This is a genomic window from Micromonospora sp. CNZ322 (genome assembly GCF_007827755.1).
Genome location: NZ_VITD01000003.1, coordinates 120,963 through 137,323, shown reverse-complemented (window position 1 = coordinate 137,323; position 16,361 = coordinate 120,963). Strand labels below are relative to the sequence as shown.

The 16,361-nt window shown below is 69.2% G+C and carries 25 protein-coding genes; 14 read left to right on the top strand and 11 right to left on the bottom strand.

What is annotated here, in order from left to right:
* Window positions 1-37: 37 nt before the first annotated feature.
* Complete coding sequence (locus FB453_RS09245; RefSeq protein WP_145789157.1) at window positions 38-481, bottom strand: (deoxy)nucleoside triphosphate pyrophosphohydrolase; 444 nt, start codon at window positions 479-481, stop codon at window positions 38-40.
* Window positions 482-665: 184 nt separating this feature from the next.
* Between FB453_RS09245 and FB453_RS09240 the strand changes: the two genes are divergently transcribed.
* Both FB453_RS09240 and FB453_RS09235 read left to right on the top strand, forming a co-directional pair.
* Window positions 666-974: a 4a-hydroxytetrahydrobiopterin dehydratase gene (locus FB453_RS09240; RefSeq protein ID WP_112583801.1), complete on the top strand. Its 309-nt coding sequence runs from the start codon at window positions 666-668 to the stop codon at window positions 972-974.
* 127 nt (window positions 975-1,101) lie between these two features.
* Complete coding sequence (locus FB453_RS09235; protein WP_145789155.1) at window positions 1,102-1,428, top strand: hypothetical protein; 327 nt, start codon at window positions 1,102-1,104, stop codon at window positions 1,426-1,428.
* Window positions 1,429-1,506: 78 nt separating this feature from the next.
* Here FB453_RS09235 and FB453_RS09230 read toward each other — a convergent pair whose 3' ends face one another.
* The gene (locus FB453_RS09230) at window positions 1,507-1,908 is read right to left on the bottom strand and encodes a VOC family protein (RefSeq protein ID WP_145789153.1); all 402 of its coding nucleotides are present in this window, start codon (window positions 1,906-1,908) and stop codon (window positions 1,507-1,509) included.
* Complete coding sequence (locus FB453_RS34110; RefSeq protein WP_186718171.1) at window positions 1,905-2,048, bottom strand: hypothetical protein; 144 nt, start codon at window positions 2,046-2,048, stop codon at window positions 1,905-1,907. Before FB453_RS34110 ends, FB453_RS09230 begins: the two co-directional genes overlap by 4 nt.
* Window positions 2,049-2,161: 113 nt before the next feature.
* On the opposite strand from FB453_RS34110, the gene FB453_RS09225 reads away from it, so the two are divergent.
* From FB453_RS09225 to FB453_RS09195, 7 genes are all read left to right on the top strand, one after another.
* The gene (locus tag FB453_RS09225; RefSeq protein ID WP_145789151.1) at window positions 2,162-3,046 is read left to right on the top strand and encodes a LysR family transcriptional regulator; all 885 of its coding nucleotides are present in this window, start codon (window positions 2,162-2,164) and stop codon (window positions 3,044-3,046) included.
* A complete protein-coding gene (locus FB453_RS09220; RefSeq protein WP_145789149.1) occupies window positions 3,043-3,798 on the top strand; it encodes a class I SAM-dependent methyltransferase in 756 nt (251 codons plus the stop codon). The genes FB453_RS09225 and FB453_RS09220 overlap by 4 nt, the downstream gene beginning before the upstream one ends.
* Before the next feature lie 10 nt (window positions 3,799-3,808).
* Window positions 3,809-4,171, top strand: a complete 363-nt coding sequence (locus tag FB453_RS09215; RefSeq protein ID WP_145789147.1) for a PH domain-containing protein — start codon at window positions 3,809-3,811, stop codon at window positions 4,169-4,171.
* A gap of 223 nt (window positions 4,172-4,394) precedes the next feature.
* Complete coding sequence (locus FB453_RS09210) at window positions 4,395-5,126, top strand: class I SAM-dependent methyltransferase (protein WP_145789145.1); 732 nt, start codon at window positions 4,395-4,397, stop codon at window positions 5,124-5,126.
* A gap of 99 nt (window positions 5,127-5,225) precedes the next feature.
* Complete coding sequence (locus FB453_RS09205; RefSeq protein ID WP_145789143.1) at window positions 5,226-5,426, top strand: hypothetical protein; 201 nt, start codon at window positions 5,226-5,228, stop codon at window positions 5,424-5,426.
* A 114-nt stretch (window positions 5,427-5,540) separates the two neighbouring features.
* Entirely contained in the window at window positions 5,541-5,888 is a 348-nt protein-coding gene (locus FB453_RS09200; protein WP_145789141.1) for a hypothetical protein, read from the top strand.
* 80 nt (window positions 5,889-5,968) lie between these two features.
* On the top strand, window positions 5,969-7,246 hold the full coding sequence (locus FB453_RS09195; protein ID WP_145789139.1) for an MFS transporter: 1,278 nt from the start codon (window positions 5,969-5,971) through the stop codon (window positions 7,244-7,246).
* Here the strand turns inward: FB453_RS09195 and FB453_RS09190 are convergent.
* From FB453_RS09190 to FB453_RS09180, 3 genes are read right to left on the bottom strand one after another with little or no spacing between them, the layout of a single operon-like run.
* Entirely contained in the window at window positions 7,230-7,673 is a 444-nt protein-coding gene (locus tag FB453_RS09190; RefSeq protein WP_145789136.1) for an SRPBCC family protein, read from the bottom strand. The genes FB453_RS09195 and FB453_RS09190 overlap by 17 nt on opposite strands.
* Window positions 7,674-7,675: 2 nt before the next feature.
* The gene (locus tag FB453_RS09185) at window positions 7,676-8,026 is read right to left on the bottom strand and encodes a metalloregulator ArsR/SmtB family transcription factor (protein WP_145789133.1); all 351 of its coding nucleotides are present in this window, start codon (window positions 8,024-8,026) and stop codon (window positions 7,676-7,678) included.
* The gene (locus FB453_RS09180) at window positions 8,023-8,481 is read right to left on the bottom strand and encodes an SRPBCC domain-containing protein (RefSeq protein ID WP_145789131.1); all 459 of its coding nucleotides are present in this window, start codon (window positions 8,479-8,481) and stop codon (window positions 8,023-8,025) included. Before FB453_RS09180 ends, FB453_RS09185 begins: the two co-directional genes overlap by 4 nt.
* A 114-nt stretch (window positions 8,482-8,595) precedes the next feature.
* Here FB453_RS09180 and FB453_RS09175 point away from each other — a divergent pair, with 114 nt between their 5' ends.
* Window positions 8,596-8,970 (top strand): VOC family protein, encoded by a 375-nt coding sequence (locus FB453_RS09175; protein ID WP_145789129.1) that lies wholly within the window; start codon window positions 8,596-8,598, stop codon window positions 8,968-8,970.
* A gap of 59 nt (window positions 8,971-9,029) precedes the next feature.
* On the top strand, window positions 9,030-9,836 hold the full coding sequence (locus tag FB453_RS09170; RefSeq protein WP_145789127.1) for a nucleotidyltransferase family protein: 807 nt from the start codon (window positions 9,030-9,032) through the stop codon (window positions 9,834-9,836).
* Window positions 9,837-10,067: 231 nt separating this feature from the next.
* Here the strand turns inward: FB453_RS09170 and FB453_RS09165 are convergent, their stop codons facing one another.
* The gene (locus FB453_RS09165; RefSeq protein ID WP_145789125.1) at window positions 10,068-10,838 is read right to left on the bottom strand and encodes a class I SAM-dependent methyltransferase; all 771 of its coding nucleotides are present in this window, start codon (window positions 10,836-10,838) and stop codon (window positions 10,068-10,070) included.
* A gap of 76 nt (window positions 10,839-10,914) precedes the next feature.
* Between FB453_RS09165 and FB453_RS09160 the strand changes: the two genes are divergently transcribed.
* Complete coding sequence (locus FB453_RS09160) at window positions 10,915-11,451, top strand: DUF3592 domain-containing protein (protein WP_145789123.1); 537 nt, start codon at window positions 10,915-10,917, stop codon at window positions 11,449-11,451.
* A 20-nt stretch (window positions 11,452-11,471) separates the two neighbouring features.
* The gene (locus tag FB453_RS09155) at window positions 11,472-11,831 is read left to right on the top strand and encodes a hypothetical protein (protein WP_145789120.1); all 360 of its coding nucleotides are present in this window, start codon (window positions 11,472-11,474) and stop codon (window positions 11,829-11,831) included.
* Window positions 11,832-12,083: 252 nt separating this feature from the next.
* On the opposite strand, the gene FB453_RS34105 is transcribed toward FB453_RS09155, so the two are convergent.
* From FB453_RS34105 to ychF, 3 genes are all read right to left on the bottom strand, one after another.
* A complete protein-coding gene (locus tag FB453_RS34105) occupies window positions 12,084-12,413 on the bottom strand; it encodes a hypothetical protein (RefSeq protein ID WP_186718169.1) in 330 nt (109 codons plus the stop codon).
* Between the two features lie 501 nt (window positions 12,414-12,914).
* Window positions 12,915-13,676 carry a DUF6928 family protein gene (locus FB453_RS09145; RefSeq protein ID WP_145789117.1) on the bottom strand — a complete coding sequence of 254 codons (762 nt, stop codon included), beginning with the start codon at window positions 13,674-13,676 and terminating at the stop codon, window positions 12,915-12,917.
* A 133-nt stretch (window positions 13,677-13,809) separates the two neighbouring features.
* Window positions 13,810-14,895 carry a redox-regulated ATPase YchF gene (ychF, locus tag FB453_RS09140; protein WP_091406282.1) on the bottom strand — a complete coding sequence of 362 codons (1,086 nt, stop codon included), beginning with the start codon at window positions 14,893-14,895 and terminating at the stop codon, window positions 13,810-13,812.
* Window positions 14,896-15,038: 143 nt separating this feature from the next.
* Between ychF and FB453_RS09135 the strand changes: the two genes are divergently transcribed.
* Window positions 15,039-15,608 (top strand): exonuclease, encoded by a 570-nt coding sequence (locus FB453_RS09135; RefSeq protein ID WP_145789115.1) that lies wholly within the window; start codon window positions 15,039-15,041, stop codon window positions 15,606-15,608.
* A gap of 3 nt (window positions 15,609-15,611) precedes the next feature.
* Here FB453_RS09135 and FB453_RS09130 read toward each other — a convergent pair whose 3' ends face one another.
* On the bottom strand, window positions 15,612-16,346 hold the full coding sequence (locus FB453_RS09130) for a peptidase E (RefSeq protein WP_145789113.1): 735 nt from the start codon (window positions 16,344-16,346) through the stop codon (window positions 15,612-15,614).
* Window positions 16,347-16,361: the final 15 nt, after the last annotated feature.

Sequence of the window (16,361 nt, the reverse complement as noted above, 5' to 3'; positions counted from 1 at the left end):
CCACGACACGCCGTCCGCAGTGGCAATAACTTCATGATCAACGTGAGGTGAGCAGGAGGGGGCGGAGGACTGCCACGATGGGGGCGTCGGCGGGGAGCCAGGTGACCGAGTCCAGTTCGTCGGCGGTGAGCCAGCGGAGCGCCTCGTGCTCCAGCGCCTGGGGCTGGTCGCCGCCGAGCAGGCGGGCCGCGTACACCTTGAGCACCGAGCGGCCGTGCGCCATCCGTACGTTGCGGCCGACCCGGGCGCCGATCTCGACGCGTACGGCCAACTCCTCGGCGCACTCCCGGATCAACGCGTCGGTCTCGGCCTCCCCCGGCTCGACCTTTCCGCCCGGAAACTCCCACATGCCCGCTACCTCGGGTGGGGCGGAACGCGCACAGGCGAGCACCCGCCCATCCCGGATGATCGCCGCACCGACGATCACCTTCAGGTCCCGTCGTTCGGCCTGCCCGCCATCATTCGCCCGTTCGGTCCGCACGGGCGTCCAGGGTGCCAGATCAATCGGCGGTTTGGGTACCGTAGCCGTCCGCTAGGCCAACAAGACACGGAAGTGTGGGCGTGGACACCCCCCTCCGAGCAGCGAGAGACTAGGAGACACCGACAAGACACGGGATGGCGACGATTTGGCCACAAGCCGGCAACGGCGCTTGGGGGGTGCGGTGATGCGCGTGCTGTTCAACAGCAGGGCCAAGCACGACTACCTTTCCGACGCGTTGACCTTGCTATCTGGTTGGACGCGCGAGGGCGAGCAGATCCGACGGACGCTCGTGATCGACGATACCCAACACGCCGCACTAACTGAACGGGTCAAGGTCGTCGCGGATGCGCTGCATCTGCGGCCCGAGATCAGCCGCCGGGCCGACAGCACCCAGATCCGGGTCGGGCACGGCAGCGGCGAGCCGCTGACCGAGGGCGAGGTGCTGTTGGCCGCCCGCATCGAGGACGCGTACCGGGCGGTCACCGAGCCCTGAGTGTCCGTTCAATTCTGGTGGAACCTGAGGTTTTCCTGAAAGGCGCTCGGGTACCAGTTCGGCGCGAGAGTCGACAGACCTCTCGTAACGGACCGGACCTCACAAACAGTGCCTTAAGGAGCTGACCATGACCACCCCCACGCAGACCCGCGCCAACGACCACGTCGAGCACGGCGGTCAGCACGACGTCCGCCGTGTCAACCGCCGCGGCGACGAGACGAAGCCGTCCTGGAAGACCAGCGAGCTGGCGATCTACGTGCTCGCCGTCATCGGCGTGCTGATCGCCTCGAACGCCGTGGGCGACGGTGCCGCGAACGACGACGGCGGCGACTACTTCGCCGCCGACAAGGCATGGTGGTTCATCACCCTGCTCACCGTCGGCTACCTGGTGAGCCGGGGTCTGGCCAAGGCCGGCAGCCGCAGCACGGACCACGACCCGCGCAGCGACCACTGACGTACGGCCGGAGCCCCGCGCCTGCCCACCTCCGATGGGGAGGCGCGGGGCTTCCGCATGTCGCCGGACAACTCGGGCTCACCGGTCGGCTACGGCGTCCTGCGGGTACCAGCGCAGCTCCACCGAGTTGCCGTCCGGGTCCCGCACGTAGATCGAGGTCGCCGAACCGCGGGCGCCGAACCGGCTGACCGGCCCGGTCAGCACCGTGAAGACCCCCGACTCGATCACCTGCGCCCAGTCCAGTGGTGCCACCACCAGGCAGAAGTGGTCCACGTTCGCTCCCTGCGGCTCACCGTGGACGAGGTCGATGATGCTGTCGGGGCTGATCCGCACCGACGGGAACGGGACGCTGCCCGCACGCCACTCGTCTACCCGTACCGGTGCCAGCCCGAGCCGGCCGCAGTAGAAGTCCAGGGACCGTTCCACGTCGGCGACGGTCAGCACCAGGTGGTCGAAACCGGTTACCCGCACCGCGCTCACGCCTCCTCCAGGTGGGCCGCCGCGCGCAGCCAGTCGCTGCACGGGGCCGGGTCGATGTCGGCGATGTCGCGCAGTGGGCCGGCCAGGCCGGCCAGGCCGGCCAGGCCGGCCAGGCCAGCCAGGTAGTCGTCAATGGTCATGTCAGCGCCTTTCGGTCGGTTTCCCTGCCGCGTTCACGATCCCCGGACGAGGGACGCCGACCAAGACCCGATGCCGCTACGATCGTTGCCCACAGGTCAACGATGGGAACGGTGTGCTGGAGCGGTACGAGGTCGAGACGTTCCTGACCCTCGCGGAGGAAATGCACTTCGGCCGGACCGCCGAGCGGTTGACCGTCAGCACCGGCCGGGTCAGCCACATCGTGAAGAAGCTGGAGCGCCGGATCGGCGCACCGCTGTTCGCCCGCACCAGTCGGGTCGTCCGGCTCACCCCGATCGGCCGGCAGCTCGCCGACGAGCTGGCCCCGCTGGTGGCAGGCATGGACGAAGCCGTCCGCCGCGCGACCGACGCCGCCCGGGGCGTGACCGGGACGCTACGGGTGGCGTTCCTCGGCGAGTGGACCGCGCCGGTGCTGCTCCGGGCGGTGGCCCTGTTCGGTGAACGGCACCCCGACTGCCGGGTGGAGGTGCACGAGGCGCAGTTGTCCACCACCCGATCGGGGCTGCTCGACGGCTCGACCGACGTGTTGATCGCCTCGTACCCGTTCGACGGGATGGCCACCGGCCCGGCGCTGCTCTCCGAGGACCGGGCACTGGCGGTGGCGGCGGGTCACCCGCTCACCCGGGAGCTGTCGGTGTCGTTGGAGGTGCTCGCCGACCACCCGGTGGTGCAGTACCCGACAGTGACCTCCGTGGAGTTCAAGCGGGACCGCACACCGGAGCGCACCCCGTCCGGTCGGGCGGTGCCGAAGGGGCCCGCCGGGAACACCTTCTCCGAGATGCTGTCCCTGGTCGCGCTGGGCCGGGGAGTCCTGCCGGTGGGCGAGCACACACGGCGCTACTACCCGCGCCCCGACGTGGCGTACGTGCCCATCCACGACGCGCCACCGATTGAACGAGGGCCGGTCTGGCTGCCCAGCAACACCACCACCCGGGTACGCGAGTTCGTCCGCGCCGCGACCGACGCGAACCCCCGATGAGGCACGCCGAGTTCCGCCACCACCGGCTGGTCCAGGTGTACGACGCGGAGTGCCGGTGGGGGCCGGACGACGACTTCTTCCAGACGGTGGTCGACGAGACCCCGGCCGCCCGGGTGCTCGACCTCGGCTGCGGCACCGGCCGGCTGACCATTGCCCTCGCCGCCGCCGGCCACACCGTCACCGGTGTGGACCCGGCCGACGCGTCAGTGGCCGCCGCCCGCGCCAAGCCGGGTGGTGAGCGGGTGACCTGGCTCGCGGGCACGTCGGCGCTGCTGCCGGAGCGGGCGTTCGACGTGGCGGTGCTGACCAGCCACGTCGCGCAGTTCTTCGTGGACGATGCGGAGTGGGCGCGTACCCTCGCCGACCTGGCCCGGGCGCTGGTGCCCGACGGCCGGCTGGTGTTCGACGCCCGCGACCCGGCGGACCGTCGCTGGGAGCTGTGGAACCCGGTGGATTCGCACCGGTTGGTCACGCTGCCCGACGGCGGCGAGGTCCGCGCGTGGACCGAGGTCACCGGGGTACGCGACGGAGTGGTCGACTTCACCCACCACTACCACTTCGACGACGGGGAAGAGCTCCTCAGCTCGGCGAGCCTGCGCTTCCGCACCGAGGCCGAGCTACGCACCTCTCTGACCAGGGCGGGCTTCATCGTGGATCGCGTTCACGGGGGCTGGCACGGCGAGCCCGTCGGCCATGGCGACGGCGAGTTCGTGGTCGTCGCCCGGGCGGGCACGTTGGCACCGGTTTTCTAGCCTGGATCACATGGCGAACATCGCGTACGACCGCAAAGAGCAGGTCCAGCAGATTGAGAGTGGCCTCCTCGAAGGCGAGCAGATCATCGCCGTCTACGACGCCGTCGGCACCGGGACCGGGTTCATCGGGCTGACCGACCGCCGCGTGATCATCCAGGACCTCTCCTTCGTCGGGAAGCGGTTCGCGATCACCAGCATCCCGTACTCCAAGATCACCAGCGTGAGCGTGGTCAGCAACAAGTCGTGGGGTGGTTCGTTCTTCTCCACCGGCGCCATCGCCATCCACGTCGGCACGCACACCTATGAGGTGGAGTTCCGTGGCGCGCAGAAGAGCCACCACGTGCACAACGTGATCCTGCACCACATCTCCTGACCGCACGTCCCGTCGTGGGCCCGGCTGGCGTAATTGCCTTGCCGGGCCCGCGGCGTCTCTGGTGTCCTCGGTCGACAGCCGCGCGAAGGGAGCAGCCACCATGCCCGACACGACGAAGTCCCCCGAACCAACCGTCATCCGACCCGAGGAATCGAGACTTCGTGAGCAGAACTGTTCCCCTGGCGCTGCTGGGCGCCACTGACCCCAACCTCGGAGGCCGCTGATGTCGGTCTTCGACGATCCCGGCCTCTTCGGCCGACTGTGGGGAGCCGACTACGACGGTCCAGGCAACCCCGACCCGGCGCCAGCTGTGGACTTCCTGGCCGAGCTGGCCGACGGAGGTCCGGTTCTCGAACTGGCGATCGGCACCGGCCGGGTCGCGCTGCCGCTGGCCGAACGCGGCCTCGCCGTGCACGGCGTCGAGGCCTCCGAGGAGATGCTCGCGCAGTTGCGGGCGAAACCCGGCGGCGACCGGATCCCGGTGGTCGTCGCCGACATGGCGGACGTGCCGGTGGCCGGTGAGTTCCGGCTCGCGTACCTGGTCTTCAACACCCTGTTCAACCTGGTGGACGCCGAGCGGCAGGCGGACTGCTTCCGCAACGTCGCCCGGGTGCTGTCGCCCGGCGGCGCGTTCGTCATCGAGACGTTCGTGCCCGACCCGCGCAGCTTCGACTCGGACGAGCAGGTGCAGGTACGTGCCGTGACCGAGGACTCCGCGACGATCCGACTGCACCGGTACGACCGGCCGGCGCAGCGGTTCATCCGGCAGACGATCACGTTCGACGCGGACGGTGTGCACCTGAAGCCGTTCGCCATGCGGTACGCCTGGCCGCACCAGATCGACGAGATGGCGCAGCAGGCCGGGCTCCAGCTCGCCGAGCGGTACGCCGACTGGCACCGACGACCGTTCCAGGCCGACAGCCCGTCGCACATCTCCGTCTACCGGGCGGAGTAGGGGTTTGATCGGCTCGGGTTCCGGAAAGTCCGGGTGTCATCGCCCCGACGTCAAGGAACCCGAGTCGATCTCCCGCCGCCGGAAAAGTGAGATGCCGCCATGAGCAGACGAGCCATCCAGGTAGTCCTGGCCCTGTCGGTCGTCCTGATGGTCACCGGCATCATCCTCACGGTGACCGGGGATGGCGGGGCCGACACGGCCGGCACGGTGGCGGTGTCGCTCGCCTCGGTGGGTTCGATCGTGGCGAGCATCGGCTCGTCCTTCCGCAATACGCGCGGAAACGACGGCCCGCAACGGTGATCCGACCAGCTCACTGTCCGATCAGACGGACACGCCGGGCCGAGGTGTAGAGCGCTGCCAGCAGCAGCGGTGGCTGGGCTTCGATCCCGAGGGCATGGGCGTGGATGTGTCACTGTGGGCACGACGACCTGTCACCGTGTGACCCGGGTCGATCTCGGTCATTGGAAGCGGGTGCCCATGATGACCAAACGAGTCGAACGGGCCGTCCTGGGGCTGGCGCTCGGCCTGCTAATTGTCGGCTGGGTCCTTCGGGAGAACGAGCACGGCAGCGCCCATACGGTCGGCCGGGTGCTGGTGCCCCTCGGCTGGATCTGTTGCATCGTCGCCGGTTTCAGCCAGTCCCGTCGCGCCAAGCGCGAGAACGACCGACTACGCGCGGCGCTGCTCGGCAGCCACACCACAACGGGAGCAGACGAGCGCCCGGACCGTCCTCCCAGGGAAGACGACCGCCCGAGCCGGTGAGTCGAGCTTTCACCCTCGGCTGATTCTGCTGGTAGCAGTAGGTGTTGATCCGCAGGTCCCGCGCCGGGTGAGCTGACAGCATGCCGGACGACTCCCGATTCCCGCGCTCCTCTCCGTACTGGCCGGTGGTCAGTCACCCTCAGCTCCGACGCGTACTGCCCGGGCTGGCCGTCTCCGCGTTGGGCGACGGCCTGGCGGTGGTCGCGGTGACCTGGCTCGCCATCCAACTCGCGCCGCACGATCAGCGGGGCACCTGGATCGCGCTGGCCATGGCGGCGTACACGCTGCCCAGCGCGGCCGGGACCGTCGTCTTCGGCCGGCTGCTGGGTGGGCGTAGCGGCGCCGAACTCGCCGGGTGGGACGCCATCCTGCGGGCCACGGCGCTCGCGGCAATCCCCCTCGCCTACCTCCTCGGCGTACTGACCATCGGGCTGTACGTCGTCCTGCTGGCCGCGTCCGCATTACTGCACTCGTGGGGTTCCGCCGGGCGTTTCACCCTGGTCGCCGAACTGCTGCCGCAGCGACACCACCTGCCGGCCAACGCCGTGCTCGCCAGCATTGCCGGGTTCGCCACCATCGTCGGTCCACCATTGGCGGGCCTCCTGATCGCCTGGGTTGGGCCGGTATGGGTCATCGCCATCGACGCCGCCACCTTCGCCGCGCTGGCCCTCACGTACCGTCTCGCCCTTCCCGCACGCAAGAGCGACCACCGGCATGAGCGCGGCGCCTCGCGGACCGCCGGCTTCGCCGTCATCCGCCGCAACCCCGCGCTGCTGGGCCTGCTGGTGCTGAGCCTCTGGTTCTTCTTCCTCTTCGGGCCGGTGTACGTGGCCATGCCGATTCACATCACCGACGACCTGCACGCCTCCGCGACGCTCCTCGGCGCCTACTACACCGCGTTCGGCGTCGGCGGTCTGGTCGGTGGTGTGGTCGCCGGCCATCTACGTCACTGGCCGCTGCGCGCCACCACCATCAGCATCGTCGTCGGGTTCGGCGTCGCCATGCTGCCGCTCGGCCTGGGAGCACCTGTCAGCCTGTCGCTGCCCGCCTTCGCCGTGGCAGGCCTGATCTGGGCACCGTACATGTCCACGTCGATGGCGCTGTTCCAGCGCAGCACGTCCATCGCGCAGCTACCGGCGGTTCTCGCCGCGAACGGCGCCATCCTCGTGCTGGCGGTGCCGCTGGGCACCATGCTCGGCGGGCCACTGGTGGGTGCCATCGGTGCACGCCCGACGCTGCTGCTGTGCGCCATGGCGATCGTGGCCCTCGGCCTGATCGCCGGGGCAATCGCGATCTCCAGGCGGAGCTCGCGATTGCCCGGCGATGCAGCCGTCACCGAGGTCAGTGCCAGTCGCTGATCCGGACGTCGTCCGGGGCCGGTCGGCCGTGGCCGGTCTCCACCTGTTCCTTGAGGCTCATCAGGAAGAGCGCCCACTTGGTGCTGCAGTGGTTCATGAACTCGACCGGCTCGCGCCAGCCCTGGTGCGCAAACTGGACGATGGTGTACTCGCCGCGCTGGTCGAGACGCCAGTCGATCTCGGTGCCGACCCACTCCTCGGGGCCGTCGACGACGCGCCACCGCACCCGCCCGGCGGGGTTCAGCTCCAGGACCTCCATGTCGAAGCCGCCGGCATCGCCGAACCGGAAGGCCAGCTGTCCACCGACTTCGCTCTTGCCCACCGTGTCGGTGGTCCACCAGGCGGCGAGGCCCTCCGGCGTTGCCACCGCTCGGTAGACGTCGTCGAGCGGAGCGACGACGCCGACCCGGTGCAGGATGTCGACCATTCTCAGTCTCCTTCGTCGTTGGTGCGGGTGCGTTCGATCGTCTCGGCGATGCGCTTGATCCGGCGGAGTCGGGCGTCCCAGGTGGAGCCGACCGCCGACAACTGGGCGACCGCGCGGGCGAGCTGCGCCTCGTCCACCTGGTAGTGACGCTCACGACCGGCCGGCTGCGCGTGGATCAGCCCAACCCGGTCGAGGACCGCCAGGTGCTTCGAGACGGCCTGACGGGTGACGGGTAGCCGCTTGCTCAACGAGGTGGCGGTACCCGGCCCGTCAGAGAGAAGAAGGTCGATCATCGTACGCCGAATGGGGTCGCCGATCGCCGACCACAACTCGTCGTCGACCGCCGCGCTCACGGGGTCGCGACCAGCCGCGCGACGTACTCGCCCAGCCGGGGCATGTAGTGGTCCCAACCGTTCTCGTGGTCGCGGTACTGCTCTTCCAGGACAGCAATCTCCCAACCCAACTCGCGGAACCCGGTCTCGGTCATCCGGATCAGCGTCCCGGCGCCGCTGGGCACCAGGTCGAAGGTGACGAACAGCGCCTGCCCACTCCGGTCGGGCTCGTTGAAGCACCACCGGAAGGAGAACCGCTTCGGTGGGTCGACCTCGACGACGGCGAGCGCGACGGTCTTCGTCTCGCCGGTGTCGGCGTCGCGCCACACCAGCTCACCGGGCGCGCCGGCGACGGACTCGAACCGCGCGTCGTCGGGCCACCACTCCCGCATGTGCTCGGGTTGGCTGACCACCTCGAAGACGACTTCGGGGGACGCGTTGACGTGGATGTCTCGTTCGATCGTTCCCTGTTCCATACCCACAACCTTTCGCAACCTTTGGTTGCACCCAACCTACGGCAGCCCGCACCCATCGCGCAACCTTTCGTTGCACGCCGCGGTTTCGTCGTACCCGGGGTGCACGATCGGCGCATGTCTGAGCCATCGCCGCACCGACACCACGCCATCGACTACGTCGAGCTCACGGTGACCGACCTCGCCGTGGCCAAGCGCTTCTACGCCGACGCGTTCGGTTGGCAGTTCAACGACTACGGGCCGGAGTACGCCGGCATCCGCAGCCCACACGGCGACGCCGCGCCCGAGGTCGGCGGTCTCCGTCTGGACAGTGAGGTCCGGCCGGGCGGCCCGCTCATGCTGCTCTACTCCGCCGACCTGGACCGGTCCGTGCAGGCCGTCAAGGAGGCCGGCGGCCAGGTGGTGAACGGGCCGTACGAGTTCCCCGGTGGCCGGCGGTTCCACTTCACCGACCCCAGCGGCAACGAGTTGGGCGCCTGGGCCGAGCAGTAGGACGCCGACGTCGCCCGGGCGGGGCTGAGCGTCCTCGCCAACTCCGGCAGAGTGTCCCCATGGCCGGAACAGGACTGGACGTCGAGGGCTGGATTGCGCGCGAGGGTGCGCTGAGTCGGGTCCCGGCGGCGTTCGCCGGTGTTGTCGAAGCGGCACGCGCTCGGATAGCCGAGTCATTCGACGGTGGTCTGCTGCACAGCGCCTACATCTACGGCAGCATCCCGCGTGGCACCGCCATCCTCGGCGTCTCCGATCTCGACCTGCTCCTCGCCCTGCGCACCGAACCAACCGAGGCCGACCGGGCGGCCGCCACCAGGGTCGAGCAAGACCTCGACCGGTCCTTTCCGCAGATCGACGGCGTGGGCATCCTGCTGTTCAGTGCACGTACGCTGCTCAGCGAGCTTGAGCGGCACGACCTCGGCTTCTTCGTCGCCTGCCTGTGCACCCCCCTGCTGGGCGACGACCTCGCCGACCAACTTCCCCGTTACCGGCCCACTCCCCTGCTCGCCCGCGAGACGAACGGCGACCTGTCCCTTGCGCTTCCGGGGTGGCGCCGCCAGGCAGCCGAAGCGAACACCGACCAGCAACGGAAGGCCCTCAGCCGGGTCGTCGCTCGTCGCATCGTCAGGACCGGATTCACACTGATCATGCCGCGCTGGGGAGGCTGGACGAGCGACCTCACCGAGTCCGCCGAGGCGTTCGGGCTCCACTATCCGGAACGTGCCGGGCAGATGGGTAGAGCTGCCGCTATCGGCCGCACGCCCTCGCCGGTTCCGGGTGTGCTCCGCGAACTCATCGACGACCTCGGGCCCTGGCTCGCCGCGGAATACGCGGTCGTCCATGGCGAGAAGGCCGGCCGTCCCTGAACTATCGGAGGTCCTCGCCGGTCAGGACGAGACAGCCGAACATGTCCGTGAGGACGGCCCACTGGTGGTCGGTCAAGGGGTTCGCGAAGACCGCGACGCGGACCCGTGCTGCCGGCAGGCATTGGCGAATCGAGCTTGCTCTCGAACTCCTTGTCCTTCGCCGAGAACAGGCCCACCAGAGCCACGTCGGCGCCTGCCAGCACAGCTCTCAAAGCCCCGGGTCGCCGACCGTCAGCGTCGCCGGGCGCGCAGCACGCCGGTCAGCATCGGCAGCGTGAACTCGCCGTGAGCGGTTTCGGGTCGGCTCCCGAGGAAGGAGCGGATCCGGCCGAGGGTGGCCTCTCGCTCCTCCTCCGGCATGACCAGCATCCCGGCCCGCGTCGCGAGCGTCGCGACGAGCGAGTCGGCTGTACGGCGCTGCCCGTGCGGGAACTCGACCTGCTCCGCCGACCCGAACCCGGCGATCAGGCCGGTGCTCGGAACGAGCATGCCCGCCGTAGCCGTGCGCCAACTGCTCAACGTGTCACGCGGGCCGATGGCCGCACTCCCGCTGACCCGTTCGAGCCCGGCAACCCAGTCGATCCGGTCGTCCATGATGTTCCACAGACCGGCCAGAACACCGCCGGGTGCGAGGACCCGGGTGATCTCCGCCCCCGCGACAGTCATGTCGAACCAGTGCAGGGCGTTGCCGGCCAGCACGGCGTCGACGGACGCGTCCGGCAACGGGATCGCCTCCGCGCTACCTGGCAGGGCACGGACAGCCGGCAGCGCACGGCGTAGCTCGGTGAGCATCGCCGGGTCGGGCTCGACCGCCACGACGTCCGCGCCCACCGCCACCAACGTCGCGGACAGCTTGCCGGTGCCGGCACCCAGGTCGAGCACGCGCAGGCCGGGCGCAGGTTCCAGAGCCCACCGCACCGCGGCCTGCGCATAGTCCGGGCGGTGCTCGGCGTACGCGGTCGCCGCCGCGCCGAACGACGATCGGAGCAGCTGTTCCGTCATCCGGTCAACGTACCGCCGCTTGTCGACATTGATTGCGACCATGGCCACCGTGCAGATCTTGCGAAGCTGGTGACGCGTGCGCTACCCCGTCTACATACTCGGCCTCGCGGTCGGGATGGTCATGATGTGGCTGCCCATCAAGACCTCCCAGGACAACGACGCGTGGGAGAGTCGACTGCGCGTCGACGGCGTGCCAGCCCAGGCAGTCATCGATGAATTCGTGCACAAGCGGCGGAACAGCAACACGATGCACCTGCGCTACGAGCTTGCCGGGGCCCAACGTCAGGCCGAGGTTGGCTGTTGGGAGGTCTGCCTACCGGCCGGCAGTGCGGTACGGATCTGGGTCAACCCCAACGACCCGGATGATTTCGTGACTGAGTTCGGGACGTTGAGCGGGAATCGGGATCGGCTGCAAGGCGTGGTCGGGGCGGCAGGCCTCATGCTGTTCGGGGCAATGGTGTTAGCCGTGATCGCCCGGCTTTACCAGCGACGGCGCGACCGCCGGCGACACGACTGGCAGCGGCAGCAACGCGAACAGCGCCAACGACAGTTTGCGAACGCCAGGGCCGGAAGAAAACGCAAGCCGAGCCGGCGACGGCCAAACCAGGACTGACGACGCGCAACACTAGCCACATGCTCACCTACGTCCGTTGGTACTGGCCGGATGAGGACCGCTGGAACTACGACGAGCTGGACGCCGACCGGTCGGCGCTGCGCCACATCGAGCTACGCGGCTCGGACGGCGCCTTCATGGCGGCGGCGGCGCTCGCGGATGTGCTCACCGCCCGAGACTCGGGGACCCAGGGCGCGGCGACCCAGTACGAACAGCGGTACGGAATTGTGCCGGAGGCCCCGTTCCCGCTACCCGACTCGGCGTTGGAACCCACTCTGGAAAGCCTGCCCTCGGAGGAGTTCGAGCGCCTGTGGCGGGACGCTCGTCGGCAGCTGGAACAGCAGGCCGCACCTGACTCGTCGGTCCGGGACGAACAATGACAGCTCCTGCGGTTCGACGACCACAGGTGCCGGTGGGACCAGCTGACCCCACCGGCCTGATCGGTCTCGCCGGCCGACAACACCCCGTCGGCTACCACTTCGCCGGCAGACGCGTGATCGTTCGGCTCGACCGCGGCCTCGTGCGGATCACCGCCCGACGGGTCCTACTGTGCAGCCTGCCCAGCCCGCTCAGCGCTACGAAGATCGCCCGTATCCACGACGCCCACCGCCGGACCACGGCCCACCCCAAGTTCAGAACCGGTACGGGTTGACCGCCGCGCCAGCTGCCAGGGATCCCTGGTCATCGCCGGCCAACGTATCCATGTTGGCCTCGTCCACTTCGGAGCAACGCTCACCGTCGAAGCCGCCGACATCACCGTCCGCGTCCACGACGGCGACCAACTCGTCACCGAGGTAGCCCGCACCAGTGTCAAACCGATCGCCCGGTTCAAGGCTCGCAAACCCGAACGCCCACGAGCTGTGCACCAGCCGGCGAGCAATTGACCAGTGGATTGGTAGCCTGCCTGCTCCGAGCACGAAGGGGCCAATCATGAGCCAGCGCAAGGCGGCCGGGATCATCATTGGTTGCGTCCTAGCCGGCTCTTCGGTGGTAGGGCTCCTGTGCTGCCTTGGCGCACTTGTGCTGCTCCCGGACGGCCCAAAGCATGCGCACCGGTATCTGGATCAGGTGCAGATGGATCCCGCGTACCGGCAAGTGGGTCAGGGCGGTCAGGGCAACTGCAACTGCAACCTGGAGTACTTCTACATCGGCCCCGGCCACACCGATCCAGCACGGGTCTTTTCAGGCCCTGCGCTCACCCTTCAACCCACGGATGGATCCGTCGCAGTTTGGGACCGACTCCTTGAGGGTGAAGGAGCCAGCAAGGCGAGCGGTAACTGCCGGGTGGTGGTGTACCGGTACCAACGTGACCGCGAACCGTTTGATAACTGGAAGCTGTCCACCGACGAGCGAGCTCTCGTGGCATCCGGCCGTCTAGCGGTTCTCTCTCTGTACGCATCGTGCGAACGAGACTACGGCTAGCACTTGATGGGTGACACTCTGCCGGCCGAGGGACAGGCGAATCAGGAGCTCCCGAGGCTGACCTCGTGCATGGCCCCGTCCGGTCCCAACCGGAACCTCCGCGGCGACCTCATGGCCCGCCGTGCCTGCGCGTATGCGGCTTCACGCGCGGCCTGTTCCTCGCCGGACGGGTCGGTCACGCGGAAGCCGTGCAGGTGAACAGCTTCGGCGTCGATGTCGTCCGACTCGGGGTGCCCCTCGACGACGAAGCCGAACAGCGCGCGCAATGCTTGCTCGCCCAGCGCGAGGGGATGGAACGGCAATGGGTACGGTGCTTGGTTGGGCCACCCCGGTACAGGCTCAACAGGATGCTCGCCTGCCCAGTAGGGCAGCTCGAAGTCGTACGGCTTGCCGATGTTCTCCCGGATGCCCCCGTCGGGCGACAGGCTCAGCGACCTGATGAGCAGGCCGTCTTCCCAGACCGCGAAACTGAGCCAGTCCACAACCGAGTGCATCCCGTGCATGATGATCCGCCTGCCCGCTCCCGCTTCGCGCAGGTGCTCCGGCAGCTCGGACGGACGGTCGAGCACCAGTCGCCGGTCGCAGTACAGCTCGGCCCCGGCCAGCTTCGTGGCGTACGTGATGTCATCTGGTGGGTAGATGCCGTCGAACAGCGTGCTCTCGCCGAAGGGCTCCACGACGCGCCCCGGATGGATCTGACGTACCAGCGTTTCGGTCTCGGACAGCTCCGATCGCGTCGCGCCGTACAACGCGGGACGCAGATCTCCATCGGCGAATGCCAGCAGGGCTGTCTTCGCGCCCACGTCGCTCCTCCAGGTCTTCGGCCGCGCACAAACGCACGCACCCTACCTGCCGGCGAACGTCCGAGTCGGTCGGCCTCGCGCGACCGACTCGCCGATCTCCCCCAACCGCCTGACCCGCGACTACAGGAGAGGTTCAGACGTTGAAGCGGAACTCCACCACGTCGCCGTCCTGCATGACGTACTCCTTGCCCTCGATGCGGACCTTGCCCGCCGCCTTGGCCGCCGCCATCGAACCGTGCTCGACCAGGTCGTGGTACGAGACCACCTCGGCCTTGATGAAGCCGCGCTGGAAGTCGCTGTGGATGACGCCCGCGGCCTCCGGCGCGGTGGCGCCGACCGGGACGGTCCAGGCGCGCGCTTCCTTGGGGCCAGCCGTGAGGTACGTCTGGAGGCCGAGGGTGCGGAAGCCGACCCGGACGAGCTGGTTGAGGCCGGGCTCGTTCTGTCCGATCGACTCCAGCAGCTCGCGGGCCTCCTCCTCGGGCAGGTCCACCAGCTCAGACTCAATCTTGGCGTCCATGAAGATGGCCTCGGCGGGGGCGACCAGGGCGCGCAGCTCGTCGAGGAACGTCTCGTTGGCCAGCTCGGCCTCGTCGACGTTGAAGACGTACAGGAAGGGCTTGGTGGTGAGCAGGTGCAGCTCGCGCAGGTGCTCCAGCTCGATCTTGGCGGCGGCGGCCCCGGAGTAGAGGGTGGTGCCACCGTCGAGCACCTCGATCGCGGCCTTCGCGGCGGCGACGGCGGCGGCCCGGTCCTTGCGGAGCTTGGCCTCCTTCTCCAACCGGGGCAGCGCCTTGTCCAGGGTCTGCAGGTCAGCGAGGATCAGCTCGGTGTTGATCGTCTCGATGTCGTCGGCCGGGGAGATCTTGCCGTCGACGTGCACCACGTTCGGGTCGGAGAAGGCCCGGACGACCTGGCAGATCGCCGAGGCGTCCCGGATGTTGGCCAGGAAGGCGTTGCCCCGGCCCTGCCCCTTCGACGCGCCGCGGACCAGGCCGGCGATGTCGACGAACGACACCGGGGCCGGCAGCACCTTCTGCGAGGAGAAGATCTCGGCCAACTTGCCCAGCCGCTCGTCGGGCAGCCCGACCACGCCGACGTTGGGCTCGATGGTGGCGAACGGGTAGTTCGCCGCCAGCACGTCGTTCTTGGTCAACGCGTTGAAAAGCGTGCTCTTGCCGACGTTGGGCAGGCCGACGATGCCGATGGTGAGACTCACGACGGGCCAGCTTACGCCGGTCCCGGCCGGGCCGGTCCAGGCGGCTCCGATTCGGCACTGCGCAGGTGGTCGATCGTCGCTTCCCCCGCACGGCGGCAGGCGTTGCTAATCTCCCGGTTCGATGTTCCGCTGCTGGAGGTGAGATGACCTCGACATTGCCTGAGCTGTACATCGCCGTCGATGTGGAGGCGGACGGGCCGATCCCCGGGCCGTACAGCATGATCTCGCTGGGCATGGCCGTGGCCGGCCGCCCGGACCTCACCTTCTACACCGAGCTGCGTCCCATCTCCGACGAGTTCGTCCCGGCGGCGCTGGCCGTCTCGGGCCTGGACCGGGACCGGCTGCTGCGGGAGGCACCCACCGCGCAGGAGGCGATGTCCGCCGCGGCGGCCTGGGTCAACGGGCTGCGCCGGGTCGGCCGTCCGGTCTTCCTCGCCGCCCCGGCCGTCTGGGACGGCATGTTCGTGCACTGGTACTTCGTCCGCTTCGTCGGGCACAGCCCGTTCGGTGCGACCGGCTCCGGTGTTGATCTCCGCAGCTACTGGATGGGGTTGACCGGCAGCGAGTGGGTCCGGACCCGCAAGGGCACCATCAGGCACGAGCTGGGCCTGCACGACCTGCCGCACACGCACCACGCCGGGGAGGACGCCGCCGAACTGGCGGAGGTCTTCGACGCGGTGCTCCGCCGCCGACAGGCCGTCGACGAGGCGTGACGCTCAGCCGAGCAGGCGGGGGGCGATGACCGCCTCCCGGACGCTGCCGTCCGCGCCGCGGCTGACCTCGTACGCCGAGACGCCCTCGCGGTCCGCGATCGCCTCGACCAGCCGGGTGCCCCGGTAGACCAGGCCGACGCCGTCGTCGGTGCAGTGGCTGGTGGGGAGCGTGCCGTCACCGACCAGCTCGTGCATGAGCGGGCGGCGCTGGCCCTCGCTGTCGTAGTGCACCCCGTTGCCATACGGCAGCCAGCCCAGGCCCTCGGTGAAGCCGCGTAGCCGGGGGCCGAAGCTGTCGGTGGCACCGCCGACATGCCAGCAGATCGAGCCGGCGGACACGCCGGCCAGCACCACGCCGGCCTGCCAGCACTCGTGCAGGATCTCGTCGAGCCCGTGCACCCGCCACACCGCGACCAGGTTGGCCACGCTGCCGCCGCCGACCCAGATCACGTCCTGGGCGAGCAGGTGGGCGCGGACGTCCTCGACGTTCGGCATCGGGAACAGGGCGAGGTGTGACAGCCGAAACCGGGTGTCGGCGAACGCGCCGTAGACGGCGGTCAGCGAGGTGGGCTGGTCGCCGACGGCCTGCCCGAGGTAGCAGACCCGCGGCTGCGGGCCGGCCTCGGCCAACTCGGCCGCCAGCTCGAAGACCGGGCTGGGGCGCAGGTCGTAGGGCCCGCGGTCGCCCCGGAAGAAGCCCATGCTGGTGGCGATGATGGTCGGTTCGCTGGCGGGCATCGAAGCGTCCTTCCG